A 17,075-nucleotide genomic window follows, 5' to 3' on the forward strand; every position below is an offset into this window, starting at 1 on the left:
TCATTGAAAAAATTAGTTTTCATTCTGCTTTCAGGTATTTTTTCAGCACAGACCAATCAGTATAAAGAGATATTATTGTCTAAACAAGTTGGGAAAGAAGTACGCTTTTATACCAACGGTTACGGGATTATTTCAGATCCGAATACCGGAAACTCTTCTATAGTAGATTCTTTAGGAACTATTTCTTTTAATTATCCTTATAAAAGTGAAATTCTCCGTTTGTCAAAAGACAGATTTATTTTGAAAGTAAAAGAAGGTGAATCGAACGGAAAAACTGCTTTGATTGATGGAAACGGAAACCAGTTGATTCTATTAGATAAATTTAAATATAAAACCTGGGAAAATAGAGACCGTTTAATTGTATCAAAAGACGGAAAAGACGGTGTTTACGACTACAATGGGAAACAGATTATTCCGTCTCAGGATAAAATAGAATTCGCAAACGACAGCAGATTTTTTATTAAAAAAGATAAGCTTTGGTTTATATATAATTTTGACGGACAACAGGTTTCTGATAGAGAATTCAAGGAAAACTTGAGATTTTACAAAGGAAAAGTTTATTTAAATACCGGAATTAAAACCGGAGATGTAATTGATATCGACGGTAAAACGGTGAGCCAGTTTTCAAATCATTATATTGAGGATATTAATGGTTTTCCCTTTTTAATTACGAAGGATATTGCTAAAAATAAATATGGAATTGTAGATGAAAATGAGCAGGTTTTAGCGGAAAATATCTATGAACAGGCTTTTGTAGGAAGAAATTACATTTACCTTATCAAAGACAATAAAGTAAGCGTTTTTTCTAAAGCAGAAAGAAAAGTTTTCCCTACGGAATACCATTATGTAAATCATTTGTTTAATGGTAATTTTAAAACATTAAAAGATTATAAAAATCCTAAAATTGCAGTTATTAAAGAGAGTGGGGAAGTTGTTTTGCCTAAAGAATATGACGTTGTAGAAGGTTTTAAAATAAAAGGTGAAGATTATGTTTTTGTAAGCAAAGACAATGAAGAAAAGCTTTTAGATAAGAATTTTGAGAGTGTTTTGGATGACGGATTCCAGATTGAGAAAATCTTCTTTAATAATGTAATTGTTAAAAAAGACGAGGTATATTATAAGTTTTCACCAACAGATAAATCTTACACGCCGATTAAAGATATTGTTTCTATAAAACCATTTCAGTTTTACCCTGCAATTATCTGTAAAAACAAAGAAAATCTTTACGGTATGCTGGATGAAGAAGGAAAGGAAATTGTTCCGTTCATGTACGATGATATTGTAAGTTTTCTTTCAGGAGATGAAGTTGTGGTACAGAAAGGAGATAAGTTTGGTGTTACAAATCTTAAAAATGAACCACTTAAAGACGTGATTTACGACAAATATTCTGCAGATAACAAAAAGCTTACGCTCACAAAAGATAAAGAATCGGAAGTGATTGATTTTAGTTCTTCAGAAGACAAAGTAATGTTTTAAAACAATGTTTAATTAGTGAATTAAAACTCGCAAAAACAAAATATATATATTTGCAATCTGAATAATTTTCAACCACTCAAGTTATTTGGATTTTTAAAATAAATAATCATTATATGAAACTATTAGAAGGAAAAGTAGCGCTAATTACCGGAGCTACAAGAGGAATCGGGAAAGGTATTGCCGAAATTTTTGCTCAACAGGGAGCGAAAGTAGCATTTACATATGCTGGTTCTGTAGAAAAAGCGAAAGAATTGGAAACTGCTTTAAGTTCTGTAACTCAGATTAAAGGTTATCAGTCTGATGCATCAGATTACGATGCTGCACAAAAATTGGTAGATGATGTAATGGCTGAGTTTGGTAAAATTGATATTTTGGTAAACAATGCAGGAATTACGAAAGACAATCTTTTGATGAGAATGTCAAAAGACGATTGGGATACTATTATCAAAGTAAATTTAGATTCTGTATTCAACCTTACTAAGGCTGTAATTAAGCCAATGATGAAGGCTAAATCGGGCTCTATCATCAATATGACTTCTGTTGTAGGGGTAAAAGGTAATGCAGGACAGGCAAATTATGCTGCTTCTAAAGCAGGAGTTATCGGATTTACTAAATCTATTGCATTAGAATTAGGTTCAAGAAACATCCGTTGCAACGCAATTGCACCAGGATTTATTGAAACTGAAATGACGGCTGCTTTAGACGAAAAAACAGTTCAGGGATGGAGAGACGGTATTCCTTTGAAAAGAGGAGGACAACCGGAAGATATTGCTAACGCTTGTGTTTTCTTTGGTAGCGAAATGTCTTCTTATATTTCTGGTCAGGTTTTAAACGTTGACGGAGGAATGTTAACTTAAGAAAATTATTATTCTACAATATAGATCCCTTTCATAAAGCTTATGAAAGGGATTTTTTTATGATTGAGAATCGATGTAATTTCTAAGCCATATCTGAAGATCTTTTTCTGGAGACAGATGAATCTTTTTTCTGAAATTATAACGGTTATTTTCTATTGTTTTTATTGCTTTAAAAGTGCAATCTGCAATCTCTTTCGTTGTAAAACCGAGATAAATATAAGCTGCAAAAGTAAGTTCGCTTGGTTTCAGGCTTTCATTAAGCTGAAGCATTTTAGACTGAAATTTAGGATAAACTTCCTGAAATCTTGTATAAAATGAAGGATTATTCTCTTTTGCCAACTGAATGATTTCGTCGAAAGCTTCGTTAACCTGTTGTTTCAGTTTATGAGTTTCCTGCTCAGTGATTTCTTTTTCTTTAAGCAGTTTTTGGGCGATTTCGATAGATTTCAGATTTCTTGATTTCGATTTTTTAAGAAGATAAATAATAAATAAAGTGATGAATATCAGTGAAGAAATAATGATTAAAGTTGTTCTCTGAGTTTTTTTTGTTTCAAGAGTATGCTTTATTTTTTCTTCTTTCATTACTTCATTCAACGCAAAATCTCTTTCATTCTTCATTCTGTCATCCAATTCTTTATTCGTTTTCAGATAAAGATCCTGATATTGTTTTGCTTCTGTTGCATTTCCCTGAGCAATTTTCAGCTCCGCAATTTTTTTGTACAATTCGCTCAGAATATCCGGGAAATGATGCTGATCAAAACTTTTTAAAGCCAGATTATAAAAACTTTGCGCTTTAGAATATTTTTTTTGAACAGTAAAAAGATTTCCAAGTCCTATTAATGATTCAATTTTGCAGGGATGAATTTTATTTTTAAAATAATCTAATGATTTGCTGTAATAATATTGAGCCGAATCGGTTTTATTTTGATTCAGATAATAATTTCCAAAACCTAAACAAGAACAACCTTTTTGAATATAAGCATCCTGTAAATCGATTTTTTTAAGAATCGTATCTTCTTTTTTCAAGAAATAATGCATAGAATCCGGTTTATTGATGTTTTGATAGATGTAGCTCAGATGTGAATAAATAGCGCTTTCTGTGAGAGAATCTTTTGCTGTCTTATTAGGGTTGGTTTTTAAGATTTCAAGAGCCTTTCTGTAGTTTTTGAATGATAGGGTATAAAGTTCGAGAAGTAGGTAATTTCCGCCTAATAAAGATGAAATATTAGCAGAATGTGTTTTGTCTGTCTCTAAATAAGAAGTATATTTTTGAGCTTCTTTTGCATAATCAATGCTTTGTTTGAACTTGGCATGATCGTAATAATAAGAAGCTATATAATAATTACCATAACAAAGGCCTTTCTCATTTTTTGAAGCATTCGATAAATCAATAAGCTTTTGTGAAGCCTCCAAAACTTTGTCAGACTCTCCGGATAGCTGAATCGTATTGATTTGTTTCACTAAAAAATCAACATTGGATTGGTCTTGAGCATAAAAAAAATTGCTCAAAAGAACAAGGCTAAGTAAATATTTGTACGAATGGAGATAACCCATTTAAATAACTTGGTATTATTAACTCACTACATAAAAACTTAACACCTCACGAATGTTTTATTCATGGGTGTTACAGTCTTTTTCACTGTATGTTTTTACTCAATTTTTGTGCCAATATAAGCCTGTTAATTGAAAGAAACGTTTGCCAGAAGGCATAATTTTAACGGATTAATTAAAATTAACTTTCAATTTGTTTTAAATAGATCTCATATAAATAGATTTTCATATTCGTCGTGAATTTTTAAACTAGATAAAAAACGATTTATTATTGTAAATATTATTCAAAAAGATACGAATTATTAAGAGTTAATCAGCCTATTTATTATTTAAAGATTTCATTAAATCAAGGCTTACCAAATTAAACTCAGATAATGATAGAATAAGAATTCTAAAAAGGATATTATGTTTAATTTTAATAAAATAATAAATAGAAAAAGAAGGGTATTTTAGAAATGAAGATATATATATCAAAAAAAATCTCCGGAATTTTAAACCAAATTGTTTAAAATCTCCAGAGATTAATTTTTTTCTCCATCATTCGGATTTTAATTTTTCGAACAATACAAATAGAAGAAAAAGTAGAAAAAAGAGCAAAATATTTAGCCCTCAATTTGCCCTCTAATTCAATAAACTCTTTATTTATAAGGTATTATAGGATATTTTAAATTATTGCAATTAATTGAATTTAACGCGAATTAGATTACAATTAATCATTGTAAACCTGATTTTCCTGCTCCTGAACTCTTATAAAAGTCGTTCTTTTAGACAGTTCTTTTAAGGTAGAAGCACCAACATAAGTACAGGTAGAACGTACTCCGCCCAATATATCTTTCACTGTTTCCAGCACTGCACCTTTGTAAGGAACTTTCACCGTTTTTCCTTCCGAAGCTCTATATTCTGCGACACCACCTGAATGTTTATCCATTGCAGTTTTAGAACTCATACCGTAAAATAGTTTGAATTTTTTACCATTTTCTTCTACCATTTCGCCACCGCTTTCGTCATGTCCGGCAAACATTCCACCCAGCATTACAAAATCTGCTCCGCCGCCAAAAGCTTTGGCAACATCGCCGGGAACTTTGCAACCGCCGTCCGCAATAATGTGGCCCTTTAAACCATGCGCAGCATCAGCACATTCTATAATGGCTGAAAGTTGCGGATAGCCGACGCCGGTTTTTACACGCGTTGTACAAACCGAGCCGGGTCCGATTCCTACTTTTATGATATCTGCGCCGACTAAAAGAAGCTCTTCTACCATTTCGCCGGTTACCACATTTCCTGCCATAATGATTTTATCGGGGAAATTCTGTCTCGCTTTCTTTACAAACTGCACAAAATGCTCAGAATAGCCATTGGCTACATCGATGCAGAGAAACTCTATTTTCGGATGTTTTTCGAGGATTGTTTTTATTTTTTCTTCATCTGCTTTTCCGGTTCCCGTACTTAAAGCGATGTATTGATGAATGCTTTCAGGCTGATTTTGCAGAAAATTGTTCCATTCGTCTACAGAATAATGTTTGTGAACGGCGGTGATTATTTTTTCTTTCGCCAGCTCAACAGCCATTTCGAAAGTTCCCACCGTGTCCATATTGGCAGCAATGATTGGCGTGCCTTTCCATTTTTTCTGTGTATGGAGGAATGTAAATTCTCTTTCGAGATCGACTTCGGAGCGGGATTTTAAAGTAGAACGTTTTGGTCTGAACATCACGTCTTTAAAGCCCAGCTTTATATCGTTTTCTATGCGCATTTTGTCTGTTGATTTAGTATTTAATATTAAAAGTATAAATTTATCTTAAATATACTACTTTTGAAACCATGGATTTTCCTGTAACTTTTCAAATATTCGGTAAAACGATATTGGCTCACCCTGTTTTTGAAGCACTGGGAATATTTCTCGGAATGCGCTATTATTTTTATTTAAAGAGAAAATCAACAGAGAAATTGTCTTTCAATATTTCTGCAGCGGTTCTTATTGGTGCTACAGCAGGAGCTCTGATTGGGTCAAAACTCATTGGAAACCTAGAGAATCCCTATATTTTTTTTAATGATTTCAATTTCAAAAGATTCTGGACAAATAATACTATTGTTGGAGGTTTAGCTTTTGGAGTTATCGGAGTAGAAATGGCAAAAAAAGTAGTTGGCCATAAAAAAAGTACTGGAGATTTGATAGTTTTTCCTTTAATTTTGGCAATGATTATCGGACGAATAGGGTGTTTTCTCACAGGAATTCATGAAGAAACTTACGGATTACCGACAGATTCTATTTTCGGAATGCATCTTGGTGATGAATATTTAAGACACCCTGTTGCACTGTACGAGATTGCTTTTTTGATTTTCATGTGGTTTGAACTAAGAATGATTTCACGAAAGGATAAATATCCTTCAGGTTTTATTTTTCAGCTTTTTATGTTGAGTTACTTTAGTTTCAGGTTCTTTTTAGATTTTATTAAACCTAAAATTAATATCATTGGAAATTTAGGAACCATTCAATTGGTATGTATTTGTGTAATTATTTATTACATTTATATAATTAAAAACTCAAAAAAAATTACAAAATGAAAACTCTGACGCTTCTGGAAGGTAATATGGATTTAGGAGGTATAGTGGTGATGATTATTGGAATTATTCTCATTGTAGTTTTCGTTGTTTCATTAGTGGTTGCTGCGATTGCAAAAGTGATTTATGAATGGGATAATCAAAAGAAATTTACAACCGGACAATTTTGGAGAACGGTTTTGATTTCTATGTTGATTGGAGGATTAATCAGTGGTTTTGTTTGTGGTGGAATGTAAAAATAAATTATGCCGGTAAGAAATTATACGTATTACGACTATACGATCAGTCTTTGCCCGGAATGCCTGAAAAGGGTAGGAGCAAAGATTATCATTGAAGACGACTCTGTTTTTATGACCAAAAGATGTCCTGATCATGGTTTTTTTAAAACGATGATTGCTTCGGATGTTCAGTATTATAAAAACATCAGAAACTACAATAAAGCGTCTGAAATGCCCGTTCATTTCGGTACCGATGTAGAGTATGGTTGTCCATACGATTGTGGTTTGTGTGTTGATCATGAGCAACATAGCTGTCTTTCGATTGTAGAAGTTACCGATCGTTGCAATCTGACGTGTCCAACCTGTTATGCGATGTCTTCGCCCCATTACGGAAGTCATAGAACTTTGGAAGAAATCGAAGCCATGTTTGATGTCATTGTCAAAAACGAAGGTGAACCGGATGTTGTACAAATTAGTGGAGGCGAACCGACGATTCATCCTGAGTTTTTTAAGATCATGGATATTGCCAAGTCGAAACCCATCAAACATTTAATGCTTAATACCAACGGAATTCGTATTGCGAATGATCCTGGTTTTGCTGAAAAACTCGCAACTTACGCTCCCGAATTTGAAATTTATCTTCAGTTTGATTCTTTTAAACCTGAAGTTTTGGAAGATTTCCGAGGAAAAGATCTTACGAATGTTCGGATGAAAGCTTTGGAAAAATTAAATGAATTAAATCTTTCTACAACGCTGGTTATTGTTCTTCAAAAAGGTAAAAATATCGACGAAATCGGGAAATTAATTGATTTTGCTTTAAAACAAAAATGCGTCCGTGGAATTACTTTTCAGCCTGTAGAAGTTGCCGGAAGAAATCGTGAAGATTCTGCTCACGAAAAAATTACCTTGACGGAAGTTAGACAGGAAATTTTAAACCAGTTTCCGCTTTTGAACGGAGATGATATTATTCCTGTTCCTTGTAATCCGGATGCTTTGGCGATGGGGTATATTTTAAAACTGGATGGCGAAACGATTCCTTTAACGCGATATATCAATCCTGCTGATTTGTTGAATAATGAAACGAGAAATACAATCGTTTATGAGCAGGATCAAGGTTTGCAGATGCAACTTTTAGATATCTTCAGTACCGGAATTTCTGTAGATAAAGTTCAACCTAAAGTAAATCAGTTACTTTGTTGTTTACCAGAAGTTTCGGCTCCCAATTTAGATTACAATAACCTATTCAGAATTATTATCATGAATTTTATGGATGCACACGATTTTGATGTTCGTGCTGTAAAAAAATCCTGTGTTCATATTGTCAATAAAGATTTAAAAATGATTCCTTTTGAGACGATGAACCTATTTTACAGAGACGATAAGAGTAAATATCTGGAAGAATTGAGAAAAGAGGATAAGGTTTTATTTTAAATAAAAAAACACAAATTTTACAAATTACTCGAGTGAATGTTTATAAGATCTGTGCTGATTTGTGAGATCTGTGGCATCAATTAATTTTAAACTTTTACACCCCATAAATTTATTTTACCTCTCAGATCAAAACCTAATTTTTCATAGAGTTTCTTTGCTCCGAGATTGTTCTCAGCGACATGAAGGAACGGTGTTTTACCATCTTCAAATATCGTACTGGAAACAAATGCAACCAGCTGTTTGGCAAAACCTTTTCCCAGATAATCTGTGTCTGTGATAACTGCGCTTACTTCCGTCATATCATTCATCTGCATTCTTTGCCCAGTTACAGCAACGAGTTTATTATCTTTAAAAATTCCGAAATACCTTCCTAATTCAGGAGTTCTGTTTTTAAAATAATGAGGATAAAACTTCTTAACAAAAGCCAATAATTCTTCATGGTTTTCATTCTGAAGCTCGATAATTTCTTCATTATAATCAAGCTCAATTTTGTTTTCTAAAACATATTGATCACAAACAAGCTGTGACATTTCTGTTTTAAATTCTCTTAGATCTGGTTTATTTCCGAAAATGAGAAAATCACCACAGATTTTTGAATATTCTGTGATGTCTTTTTCTTTTGCAACGTTTGATGAACCTCCGAAAGCGGCGACTTCAGGATTGTAAAATTTAGAATCTCCGAAGTTTAAGCAAAACTTTTCATGATATTCATTAAGTGAATGATATACAGGATTATCTAATTTTTCGTACATTATTTAAAATCCATTACTTCGCGAAGGGTGTTCATATATTCATAAGCAGTCATATCAAACTTCACCGGAACAATTGAGATATATCCGTTTGCCAAAGCTGTTTCGTCTGCATCTTCAGATTCATCCATATTGTTGAAATATCCGGTCAACCAGTAATATTTTTTACCATGCGGATTGATTCTTTCATCAAAGCTTTCTTCCCATTTTGCATGAGCCTGCTTGCAGATTTTTACGCCTTTTATTTCTTCTTTTAAAAGCTTAGGAATATTTACATTAAGAACAACACCTTTAGGCATTGGGTTTTCTAAAGTTTTTCTTACAATTTCCTGAATATATTCTTTTGCCTGCGTAAAATCCGCCTCCCAACTGAAATCTAAAAGTGAAAAACCTATCGAAGGAAGACCTTCTACACCGCCTTCTACAGCTGCAGACATTGTCCCCGAATAAATTACATTGATAGAAGAGTTTGCACCATGATTGATTCCTGATACCACAAGATCTGGTCTTCTTGGAAGTATTTTATCTAAAGCCATTTTTACACAGTCAACAGGAGTTCCGCTGCACGAATAATCGGTTTGTGGGCCTTCAAGCTGTACTTCTTCATAGCTTAATGTAGAGTTTATCGTGATTGCGTGACCTTTTCCGCTTTGTGGCGAGTTGGGAGCAACCACAATTACTTCCCCTATTTCATTCATAAATTCTACAAGATTTCTGATACCCGGAGCTGTAATACCGTCGTCATTTGTTACCAGAATAAGTGGTTTTTCCATAAAAATTTAATTTTAACAAAATTACTTAAAACTAATTGATAATTGTAAATAAGGTATTAAATTTGATAGTTTGTAACAGTCATTTAATAAATGCTACTTATTGGATGATTTAAAAGAATTTAATAAAAATATATTACAGATTTATGTGGAAAAATTTTAAGCTAAATAAATTTCTACTCTTTATTCCATTAACAAGTCTTATGTTTTGTTTCAACTCGCCAAAGAATGACGATGAGAAAATGCAGACGATAATGGTGAGTGTTAAAAATACTCTTTCTTATTTACACTACAGCCCAAAACCTATCAATGATGCCTATTCAAAAGATGTTTACAAGCATTATTTTGAAATGATCGATCCAGGGAAAAGATATTTTCTGCAGTCTGATATGAACGAATTTGCCAAGCACGAAACAAAGCTTGACGATTATATCAATCAGGGCGATCTGCAGTTTTATAAGCTGACAATTGACAGATTGTATCAAAGAGTAGATGAAATCGATAAGATCACACAGGAGATCTTCAGCAAGCCGATTAATTTAGAAGAAGATGAAACGCTTACTTTGGAATCTAAATTGAAAAAAGTTCCTGCAGATCAAAAGGAGCAGTATAACGAGTGGAAAAAATTCATCAAATACAATATTCTTCAGGAAATTGAATCGATGAACAGCAAAGAAGAAGCTCAGAAAGAGAAGAAAGATTCAGTTCAGAAGTTTAAGCTGAAAGATACCATTAAACTTGAGATTCTTAGCCCTCAGCAAAAGCTGACAAAAGCTACAGACGAGGTAAAAGATTTGGTGAAAGAAACATTTACCAGATTCAAAAAAAGAAAGAAAATGGACTGGTTTTCGGTATATATGAACGCTTACACGGAAGTTTTCGACCCGCATACCAACTACTATTCTCCAAAAGATAAAGAAGATTTTGATACTCAGTTCAAAGGAAAAGTTATCGGAATTGGGGCTATTATTCAGGAGAAAAAAGGAAATCTTTATTTAGGAGCGCTAACAATTGGAGCTCCGGCTTGGAAGTCTAAAAAGCTTTCTGAAGGTGATAAAATCTTAAAGGTAAAATCTAAACCGAAAGAAGACCACGTAAACGTTGTGGGAATGCTTTCTGATGAGGCAGTTCGTTTGATCAGAGGTGAAAAAGGAACTCCGGTTACTTTGACGGTTCAGAAAAAAGATAAAACAATTGTAGAAGTAACGATGATTCGTGAAGAAGTGGCTATTGAAGACACTTTTGCGAAAAGTATTATTGTAAATTCTCCAAACGGTAAAAAATACGGATTCATTAACCTTCCAAGCTTTAATGCAGATTTCGAAGATGAGAAAGGAAGAAACGCTTCTGATGACATCAAAAACGAAATCATCAAGTTGAAAGCTCAGAATATTGAAGGAATTGTTTTAGATCTTAGAAATAACGGTGGTGGTTCATTAACTGAAGTTGGTGATATCATGGGATTATTTATGAATGCAGGTCCTTACGTTCAGGTAAAAGACGGAAACGGAAAAATTCAGACACTAAAAAACAAGCAGGAAACTCCAATCTGGACAGGTCCTTTAGTAATTATGCAGAATGAAATTTCAGCTTCGGCCTCAGAGATCTTAGCTGGTGTAATGCAGGATTACGGAAGAGCAATTATTGTAGGTTCGCCTCAATCGTATGGTAAAGGAACGGTACAAACTTTCGTAGATCTAAACAGATTCTTAAATAGTGAAGACGATTTCGGATCTTTAAAACTAACGATTCAGAAATTCTACAGAATTACCGGAGAATCTAATCAGAGAAAAGGGATTGTTTCTGATATTCAGATGAAAGACTTCTTTACTTATGCAGAAATTGGTGAAAGATATGATGATTTTGCTTTGGCTTGGGACAAAATTCCGAGTGCTAATTTCCAAAAGTTGAGCTATTTTGATGTTAAAGCTTTAGAAAAAGCAAGCAACGACAGAATGGCAAAAAATGCAAACTACCAATTGTTGCTTGAGTCGGCTCAATGGAGAGAGCAATTAGACAAAGAAGAAACCATTACTTTAAATATCAATAAGTTTAATGATTTGATGAAACACAGAAAATCTCAAATTGAAAAGTTTAAAAAGCTTACGAAATTTGATAACGGATTAAAATTTGAAATGTATCCTGCAGAGATCGAAAGAGAGAAAAAGGATGAGGTTTTCAAGAAAAAATCTGAAATGTGGATGAAGAACCTTAGAAAAGATTCTTACCTTCAGGAAGCAATGAATATTGTTGCAGACATGAAGACTAAAGCTTAAATAATATTACAAAAAGCGGCGCTAATCGAAGATTAGCGCCGCTTTTTTCTGCAAAGAATAGAAGAATTATTTAATTTCTATACAACCCACTCTTCCGCCTGCATTTCCTGTTGGCTGCGTCATAAAATCGTCTTTATCAGCATGAATGATGATTCCTTTACCGATAATGTTTTTAGACTCGTCAACACAGTCTAAACACCATTTATCAGTTTTAAAAGTCAGTTTTGCTTTTCCGTCAGTGCCGGCTTCCAGATTTCCGATATCTCCCATGTGGAAATGCTCAGATCCCCATTTTCCGTGGTCATGATTCCCGGGATTCCAGTGTCCGCCTGCAGAAGTTGCATCCGGAGCAGAGCAGTCACCTTTTTCATGAATATGGACTGCATGAATTCCCGGTGTAAGATTTGTCACTTCCAAATCCATTACCACTTCATTTCCGTTTTGAGTAAATTTTGCCGTTCCGCCAGTTTCGGTTCCGCTTTTTGCCAGAACGTTGTAGGTTTTACTAGAACTGCATGATGTTGCAAATAAAGCGCAACTGGCTAATAATGTTAATGTTTGTAGTTTCATAAATTAATATTTAAATGTTGTGATGATAAATTTAATAAACAATTTCAGAACCATTTATGATTTAAAATTGTTTTACTGTAATTAGCAATAAAACACAAATCGCCCTGAAATTATCTTGATACCTTTACAAAAAATACCTTTGAAAGAGTATAAAAAACGAATGGTAAAAATCATTCAGTACATAGATAACAATCTTGATACCGAACTTAGTTTAGAGATTGTTTCAGAAATAGGAACGTACTCTCCATTTCATTTTCATAGAATTTTCAAGCTAATTATGGGAGAAACATTACAGAGTTATATTTTTAGAAAAAGGATAGAAAAAAGTGCGTTTTATCTTTCATTAAGAAAGAGTTTATCAATAAAAGATATTTATTTGAATGTTGGATTTTCCAGTCATTCAGATTTCAACAAGGCTTTTAAAAAATATTACGGAAGATCTCCTTCAGAATTTAGAAAGATCACTCCCGAAAAATTTCATACGATCTCTCAGATACATCGCAAGAACGGACAAGTAGATACGGTTTTCGACCAATACATTAGCAATATAGAAAACCTATTAAACTGGTCAACAATGAATTTAAAAATTAAAGTAACCGATTTGCCGGAAATGAATTTGGCGTCTGTAATGAGCCTTGGTATCGCAAATGTAGAATCGTCTTTCAACGTTCTTATAGATTGGGCAGAGGAAAAGCAATTGTTCCCCCTGGAAGATCTTAAAATGATCTCTGTATATCATGATAGTTTTAAAGTTACTTCGCCAGATAAAGTGAGAATTCATGCTTGTATGCTCTTAAATAAATCATTAGAAAAACAGGATGGCGAAGTATTTCCTGAAACGCTGGAAGCCGGAAAATTTATCGTTGGAAGCGGTGAACTAACGCTTGCCGAGTTTGAGCAATCTTGGGTGTCGTTATTTTTATGGATGAAAGAAAACGGCTATACAACCCGAAAAGCATTTCCTTTTGAAATTTATCATTCAAATTTTAAAGAACATCCTGAAGGTAAAATGTTGGTAGATTTTTGTATTCCAATAAATTGATAGAATAATTCATGTAAACGTTCTTTACTTTGGATAAAAGTGGTCAAAATCAATAAATTTTTGACCTCTTTTTTATGAACTTTTAGGAATCCTTCTAGATTAAAAAACCAAAAAAAGCGATTCAGTTTCCAAATTCTACAGCTCAGTAACAAAAAATTTAAAGACATTAAAATTCATCCTATTTTTGATTCGAATTAAAACAGCTATGAAAACAAAACTATTATTTCTCATCTCTTTTTTCTTATTTGCTCTGAGTTTTTCTCAGACAAAAATTACAGGAAAGGTGACTTTTAAAAATAAAGGAATAAGCCAGATCAATGTGACTTTAAAAGATACTTACGACGGTGCAACAACAGATCCCGACGGGAATTTCTCTTTCGAAACTTCTGAAAAAGGTAATCATATCCTGACTTTTGTTCATCCGAAATACAATGAAATTCAGAAACCGATTTTAATTGAAGATAAAGATGTTTCCGTAAATGCCGAATTAAAAGAACAGATCAACGAAATAGATGCGGTCGTGATTTCTGCAGGTTCTATCGAAGCGAGCGACAGAAAAAGAGCAACTGCTTTATTGACGCCAATTGATATTTACACAACAGCAGGAGCCGATGGACAAATTTCTTCCGCTTTAACTTATCTTCCCGGGGTTCAGAAAGTAGGGGAAACCGAAGGTTTATTCGTTCGTGGAGGAACAGGAACTGAAACCAAAATTTTTATGGATGGAAGTTTGATCAACAATTATTTTTCCAGTTCGGTTCCCGGAATTGCTGGAAGAGACCGTTTTAACACGTCTCTTTTCAAAGGAAATATTTTTTCGAGCGGTGGATATTCTGCTTTGTACGGACAGGCTCTTTCCGGAGCTTTGATGCTCGAAAGTGTAGATCTTCCAGACCAGAGTTCTTATGATTTTGGGGTTTCTCCCATATTTTTAAGTGGAAGTTTCCAGAAATTAGGTGAAAATAAAAATCATTCTTATGGAGCAAGTTTAGGATATTCAAATTTAGGTTTGATGCAGGAAGTTTTTAATTTTAATACTGATTTTATTGATGCTCCAAGAGGTTTTAATGGCGATGCAAATTTTAGGATCAAAACAAAAACCGGAGGATTTTTAAAATACTACGGAATGTTTGACACTAATAAAATGGGCGTAAAAACCGAAAGTTTAGAACCGGGATATGATTTTGCCTTGGTAAGATTAAAAGGTGAAAATACTTACCATAACTTGTCTTTCAAGCAAAAATTCGGGAAGTATCTTTTCAATACAAGTGCTTCGTATTCTTACAATCAGTCAGATTTAAACTTTTCTACGGAAACCAATCAAACTGAATCGGAGAAAACAGAATTATTAAATGATGGAAATTATATCAATTTTAAAGCAGTTATCGACAGAAAAATCAATAAAATAAGTGCTTTACGAGGAGGATTTGAATTGAATTATGCCAATGAAAAATTAAATTTCGGAGAGGTTAATAAGAATTATCGTGATTTGATTTCTTCAGGTTTTTTGGAAACAGATTTAGGTTTCAGCAACAATTTATCAGCAAAAATTGGAGTAAGAGCCGAAAACTCTTCTTATCTGAATAAAAATAATTTGGCACCGCGTTTTGCTTTGGCTTATCGTTTAGCAAAAGACTGGACAACCTCTTTCGCTTACGGATTGTTTTTCCAAAATCCTGAAAGTAAATATATTAACTCATCTGCAAGTTTAGGTTTTCAAAAGTCACAGCATTACATTTTTCAGGTTCAAAGGTCAACAGAAGGAAGAAGCTTGAGATTTGAAGCTTTTTATAAAAAATATGATGAATTGATTAAAACTCAGAATATTGTTCCAGATTCTAATCAAAATCAGCAAGTGCAAACCGCTTTTAATAATAACGGAAATGGTTTCGCAAAAGGGCTTGAAGTATTTTGGAGAGACAAAAAAACGTTTGAAAATATCGATTATTGGATCAGTTATTCTTTTTTGGATTCTAAAAGAGATTTCCTGAATTATCCAGTAAGTTTAAAGCCCAATTTTGCTGCTGAACATACGCTTTCCGTTGTTGCCAAAAGATTTATCCCCGAATGGAAGACCGGAGTCAATCTTTCTTACACTTATGCAAAAGGACGACCTTATTACGACATCGTGACACAAAATGATGTAAATGTTATAAGAAATGAAGGAAGACTGAAAGATTACAACGCGCTGAATTTAAGCTTCAATTATCTGCCGAATATTGGTAAAAAAGACTCAAAAGCATTTACTATTTTCGTTCTAAGTATTTCAAATGTTTTAGGAAATAAAAACGTGTACGGATACAATTTTTCTCAAAACGGAAACCAAAGTTCCGCAGTCGTTCCGCCCGTCAATACATTTGTTTTTGTAGGAATGTTTATCAGTTTTGGGGTAGATAAAACGCAGGATGCGATCAATAATAACCTTTAATAAAATTAATTTAACGCAAAGTTTAACCTTCATAAACTTTATATTTAAGGGGCCAAGATGAATCAATAAATTGATTTTATAAAGCTCATAATTTCAAGCTTCATCAGAGACATTATCGCCATTCTTTGCTCCTTTAAATAATACATTTGACATTAAAATCTTTGCGTCAAAAAGTATTTCGGATTTAATGATTTTAGCATTTTTAAAACACGGATAATCATTTAGAAAAAATATCTTTAAATAAAAAAATAACATTAAACAATTTAGAAACTATGAAAAAATACATTTTAAGTTTTGCTTTAGCTTGTATGAGTTTATTATCTTTTGCTCAGGCTAATTATGAAAAAATAATGACAGAGAAAATTGCTAAAATTGAAACCTGCAAAACACCGGAAGATTTTCAGGTTCTGGCCAACGATTTTCAGAGAATTGCCGATAAGGAAACCACAAAATGGCTACCGAATTATTATGCTGCTTTTTCTTATATCCAAAAAGGAAGGGTATTGATGAGAGAAGGAAAAATGCAGGATATGGATATTGTTGCAGATCAGGCTCAAAAATTTATTGATGCTGCAGAAAGTATTGAAAAAGAAAATTCAGAGATTCATTTGCTTCAAAAAATGGTTTATTCACTGAAAATGATGGTCAATCCGCAGGAAAGATACATGACTTTTGGAATGAAAGCTCAGGAAGAACTTACGAAAGCTGAAAAATTTGATCCAGCTAATCCAAGAGTAACACTTATAAAAGCGGAAGATATTTACTTTACGCCGGAGCAATACGGAGGAAGCAAAACAAAAGGAATGGAAATGTTTAAAGCTGCTTTAGAAAAATTCAATTCGTTTAAACCCAAAACCAATTTAAGTCCGAACTGGGGAAAAGGAGAAGCGGAATATTTTATTAATCAACCGACAAAGTAATCGCTAATCTTCTAAATTAGAATTAAATGTCATATTTTTCTTGCAGATTTACAGATTAAGCAGATAAATAAAAGAGAAAAAATCTGCAAAATTTGCCTAATCTGCGAGATATTAAATCAGCCCTTTCTGCATTTCAAATGTGGAAAGGGTTTTAAAATTATAAAACGATTTGTATTACCAATTGTCATATAATTAGAAATAAAGAGTCTTTGTCATGCTGTAAGCATC

Annotated in this window: 14 protein-coding genes; 9 read left to right on the top strand and 5 right to left on the bottom strand. The window is 33.2% G+C overall.

Going from position 1 to position 17,075, the window contains the following annotated elements:
• Positions 1–3: 3 nt before the first annotated feature.
• Together BUR17_RS11745 and fabG are read left to right on the top strand one after the other, a co-directional pair.
• Positions 4–1,476, top strand: a complete 1,473-nt coding sequence (locus tag BUR17_RS11745) for a WG repeat-containing protein (protein ID WP_074230565.1) — start codon at positions 4–6, stop codon at positions 1,474–1,476.
• Positions 1,477–1,589: 113 nt separating this feature from the next.
• Complete coding sequence (gene fabG, locus BUR17_RS11750; protein WP_074230566.1) at positions 1,590–2,333, top strand: 3-oxoacyl-[acyl-carrier-protein] reductase; 744 nt, start codon at positions 1,590–1,592, stop codon at positions 2,331–2,333.
• A gap of 57 nt (positions 2,334–2,390) precedes the next feature.
• Here the strand turns inward: fabG and BUR17_RS11755 are convergent, their stop codons facing one another.
• Together BUR17_RS11755 and BUR17_RS11760 are read right to left on the bottom strand one after the other, a co-directional pair.
• Positions 2,391–3,842 carry a tetratricopeptide repeat protein gene (locus BUR17_RS11755; protein WP_143747579.1) on the bottom strand — a complete coding sequence of 484 codons (1,452 nt, stop codon included), beginning with the start codon at positions 3,840–3,842 and terminating at the stop codon, positions 2,391–2,393.
• A 751-nt stretch (positions 3,843–4,593) separates the two neighbouring features.
• Positions 4,594–5,634: a GMP reductase gene (locus tag BUR17_RS11760; RefSeq protein ID WP_074230568.1), complete on the bottom strand. Its 1,041-nt coding sequence runs from the start codon at positions 5,632–5,634 to the stop codon at positions 4,594–4,596.
• Positions 5,635–5,702: 68 nt separating this feature from the next.
• Between BUR17_RS11760 and BUR17_RS11765 the strand changes: the two genes are divergently transcribed.
• From BUR17_RS11765 to BUR17_RS11775, 3 genes are read left to right on the top strand one after another with little or no spacing between them, the layout of a single operon-like run.
• On the top strand, positions 5,703–6,446 hold the full coding sequence (locus tag BUR17_RS11765; RefSeq protein WP_074230569.1) for a prolipoprotein diacylglyceryl transferase: 744 nt from the start codon (positions 5,703–5,705) through the stop codon (positions 6,444–6,446).
• Positions 6,443–6,679, top strand: coding sequence for a hypothetical protein (locus BUR17_RS11770; RefSeq protein ID WP_074230570.1), 237 nt, complete (start codon positions 6,443–6,445; stop codon positions 6,677–6,679). The genes BUR17_RS11765 and BUR17_RS11770 overlap by 4 nt, the downstream gene beginning before the upstream one ends.
• A 9-nt stretch (positions 6,680–6,688) precedes the next feature.
• Positions 6,689–8,092 (top strand): radical SAM protein, encoded by a 1,404-nt coding sequence (locus BUR17_RS11775; RefSeq protein ID WP_074230571.1) that lies wholly within the window; start codon positions 6,689–6,691, stop codon positions 8,090–8,092.
• 86 nt (positions 8,093–8,178) lie between these two features.
• Here the strand turns inward: BUR17_RS11775 and BUR17_RS11780 are convergent, their stop codons facing one another.
• Together BUR17_RS11780 and surE are read right to left on the bottom strand one after the other, a co-directional pair.
• Positions 8,179–8,844, bottom strand: a complete 666-nt coding sequence (locus tag BUR17_RS11780) for a GNAT family N-acetyltransferase (RefSeq protein WP_074230572.1) — start codon at positions 8,842–8,844, stop codon at positions 8,179–8,181.
• Positions 8,844–9,614, bottom strand: a complete 771-nt coding sequence (gene surE / locus BUR17_RS11785) for a 5'/3'-nucleotidase SurE (RefSeq protein WP_074230573.1) — start codon at positions 9,612–9,614, stop codon at positions 8,844–8,846. Before surE ends, BUR17_RS11780 begins: the two co-directional genes overlap by 1 nt.
• 143 nt (positions 9,615–9,757) lie before the next feature.
• Between surE and BUR17_RS11790 the strand changes: the two genes are divergently transcribed.
• Positions 9,758–11,887: a carboxy terminal-processing peptidase gene (locus BUR17_RS11790; RefSeq protein WP_074230574.1), complete on the top strand. Its 2,130-nt coding sequence runs from the start codon at positions 9,758–9,760 to the stop codon at positions 11,885–11,887.
• A 66-nt stretch (positions 11,888–11,953) separates the two neighbouring features.
• Here BUR17_RS11790 and BUR17_RS11795 read toward each other — a convergent pair whose 3' ends face one another.
• Positions 11,954–12,457: a superoxide dismutase family protein gene (locus tag BUR17_RS11795; RefSeq protein ID WP_074230575.1), complete on the bottom strand. Its 504-nt coding sequence runs from the start codon at positions 12,455–12,457 to the stop codon at positions 11,954–11,956.
• A gap of 160 nt (positions 12,458–12,617) precedes the next feature.
• Here BUR17_RS11795 and BUR17_RS11800 point away from each other — a divergent pair, with 160 nt between their 5' ends.
• The 3 genes from BUR17_RS11800 (at position 12,618) to BUR17_RS11810 (ending at position 16,847) form a co-directional block, all read left to right on the top strand.
• Complete coding sequence (locus tag BUR17_RS11800; RefSeq protein WP_074230576.1) at positions 12,618–13,499, top strand: AraC family transcriptional regulator; 882 nt, start codon at positions 12,618–12,620, stop codon at positions 13,497–13,499.
• A 205-nt stretch (positions 13,500–13,704) separates the two neighbouring features.
• Positions 13,705–15,927, top strand: a complete 2,223-nt coding sequence (locus BUR17_RS11805) for a TonB-dependent receptor (protein WP_074230577.1) — start codon at positions 13,705–13,707, stop codon at positions 15,925–15,927.
• A 272-nt stretch (positions 15,928–16,199) separates the two neighbouring features.
• Positions 16,200–16,847, top strand: a complete 648-nt coding sequence (locus BUR17_RS11810; RefSeq protein WP_074230578.1) for a hypothetical protein — start codon at positions 16,200–16,202, stop codon at positions 16,845–16,847.
• The last annotated feature ends 228 nt before the right edge of the window (positions 16,848–17,075 follow it).

Origin of the sequence: Chryseobacterium scophthalmum (assembly GCF_900143185.1) — a bacterium.
Classification (GTDB): Bacteria; Bacteroidota; Bacteroidia; order Flavobacteriales; family Weeksellaceae; genus Chryseobacterium; species Chryseobacterium scophthalmum.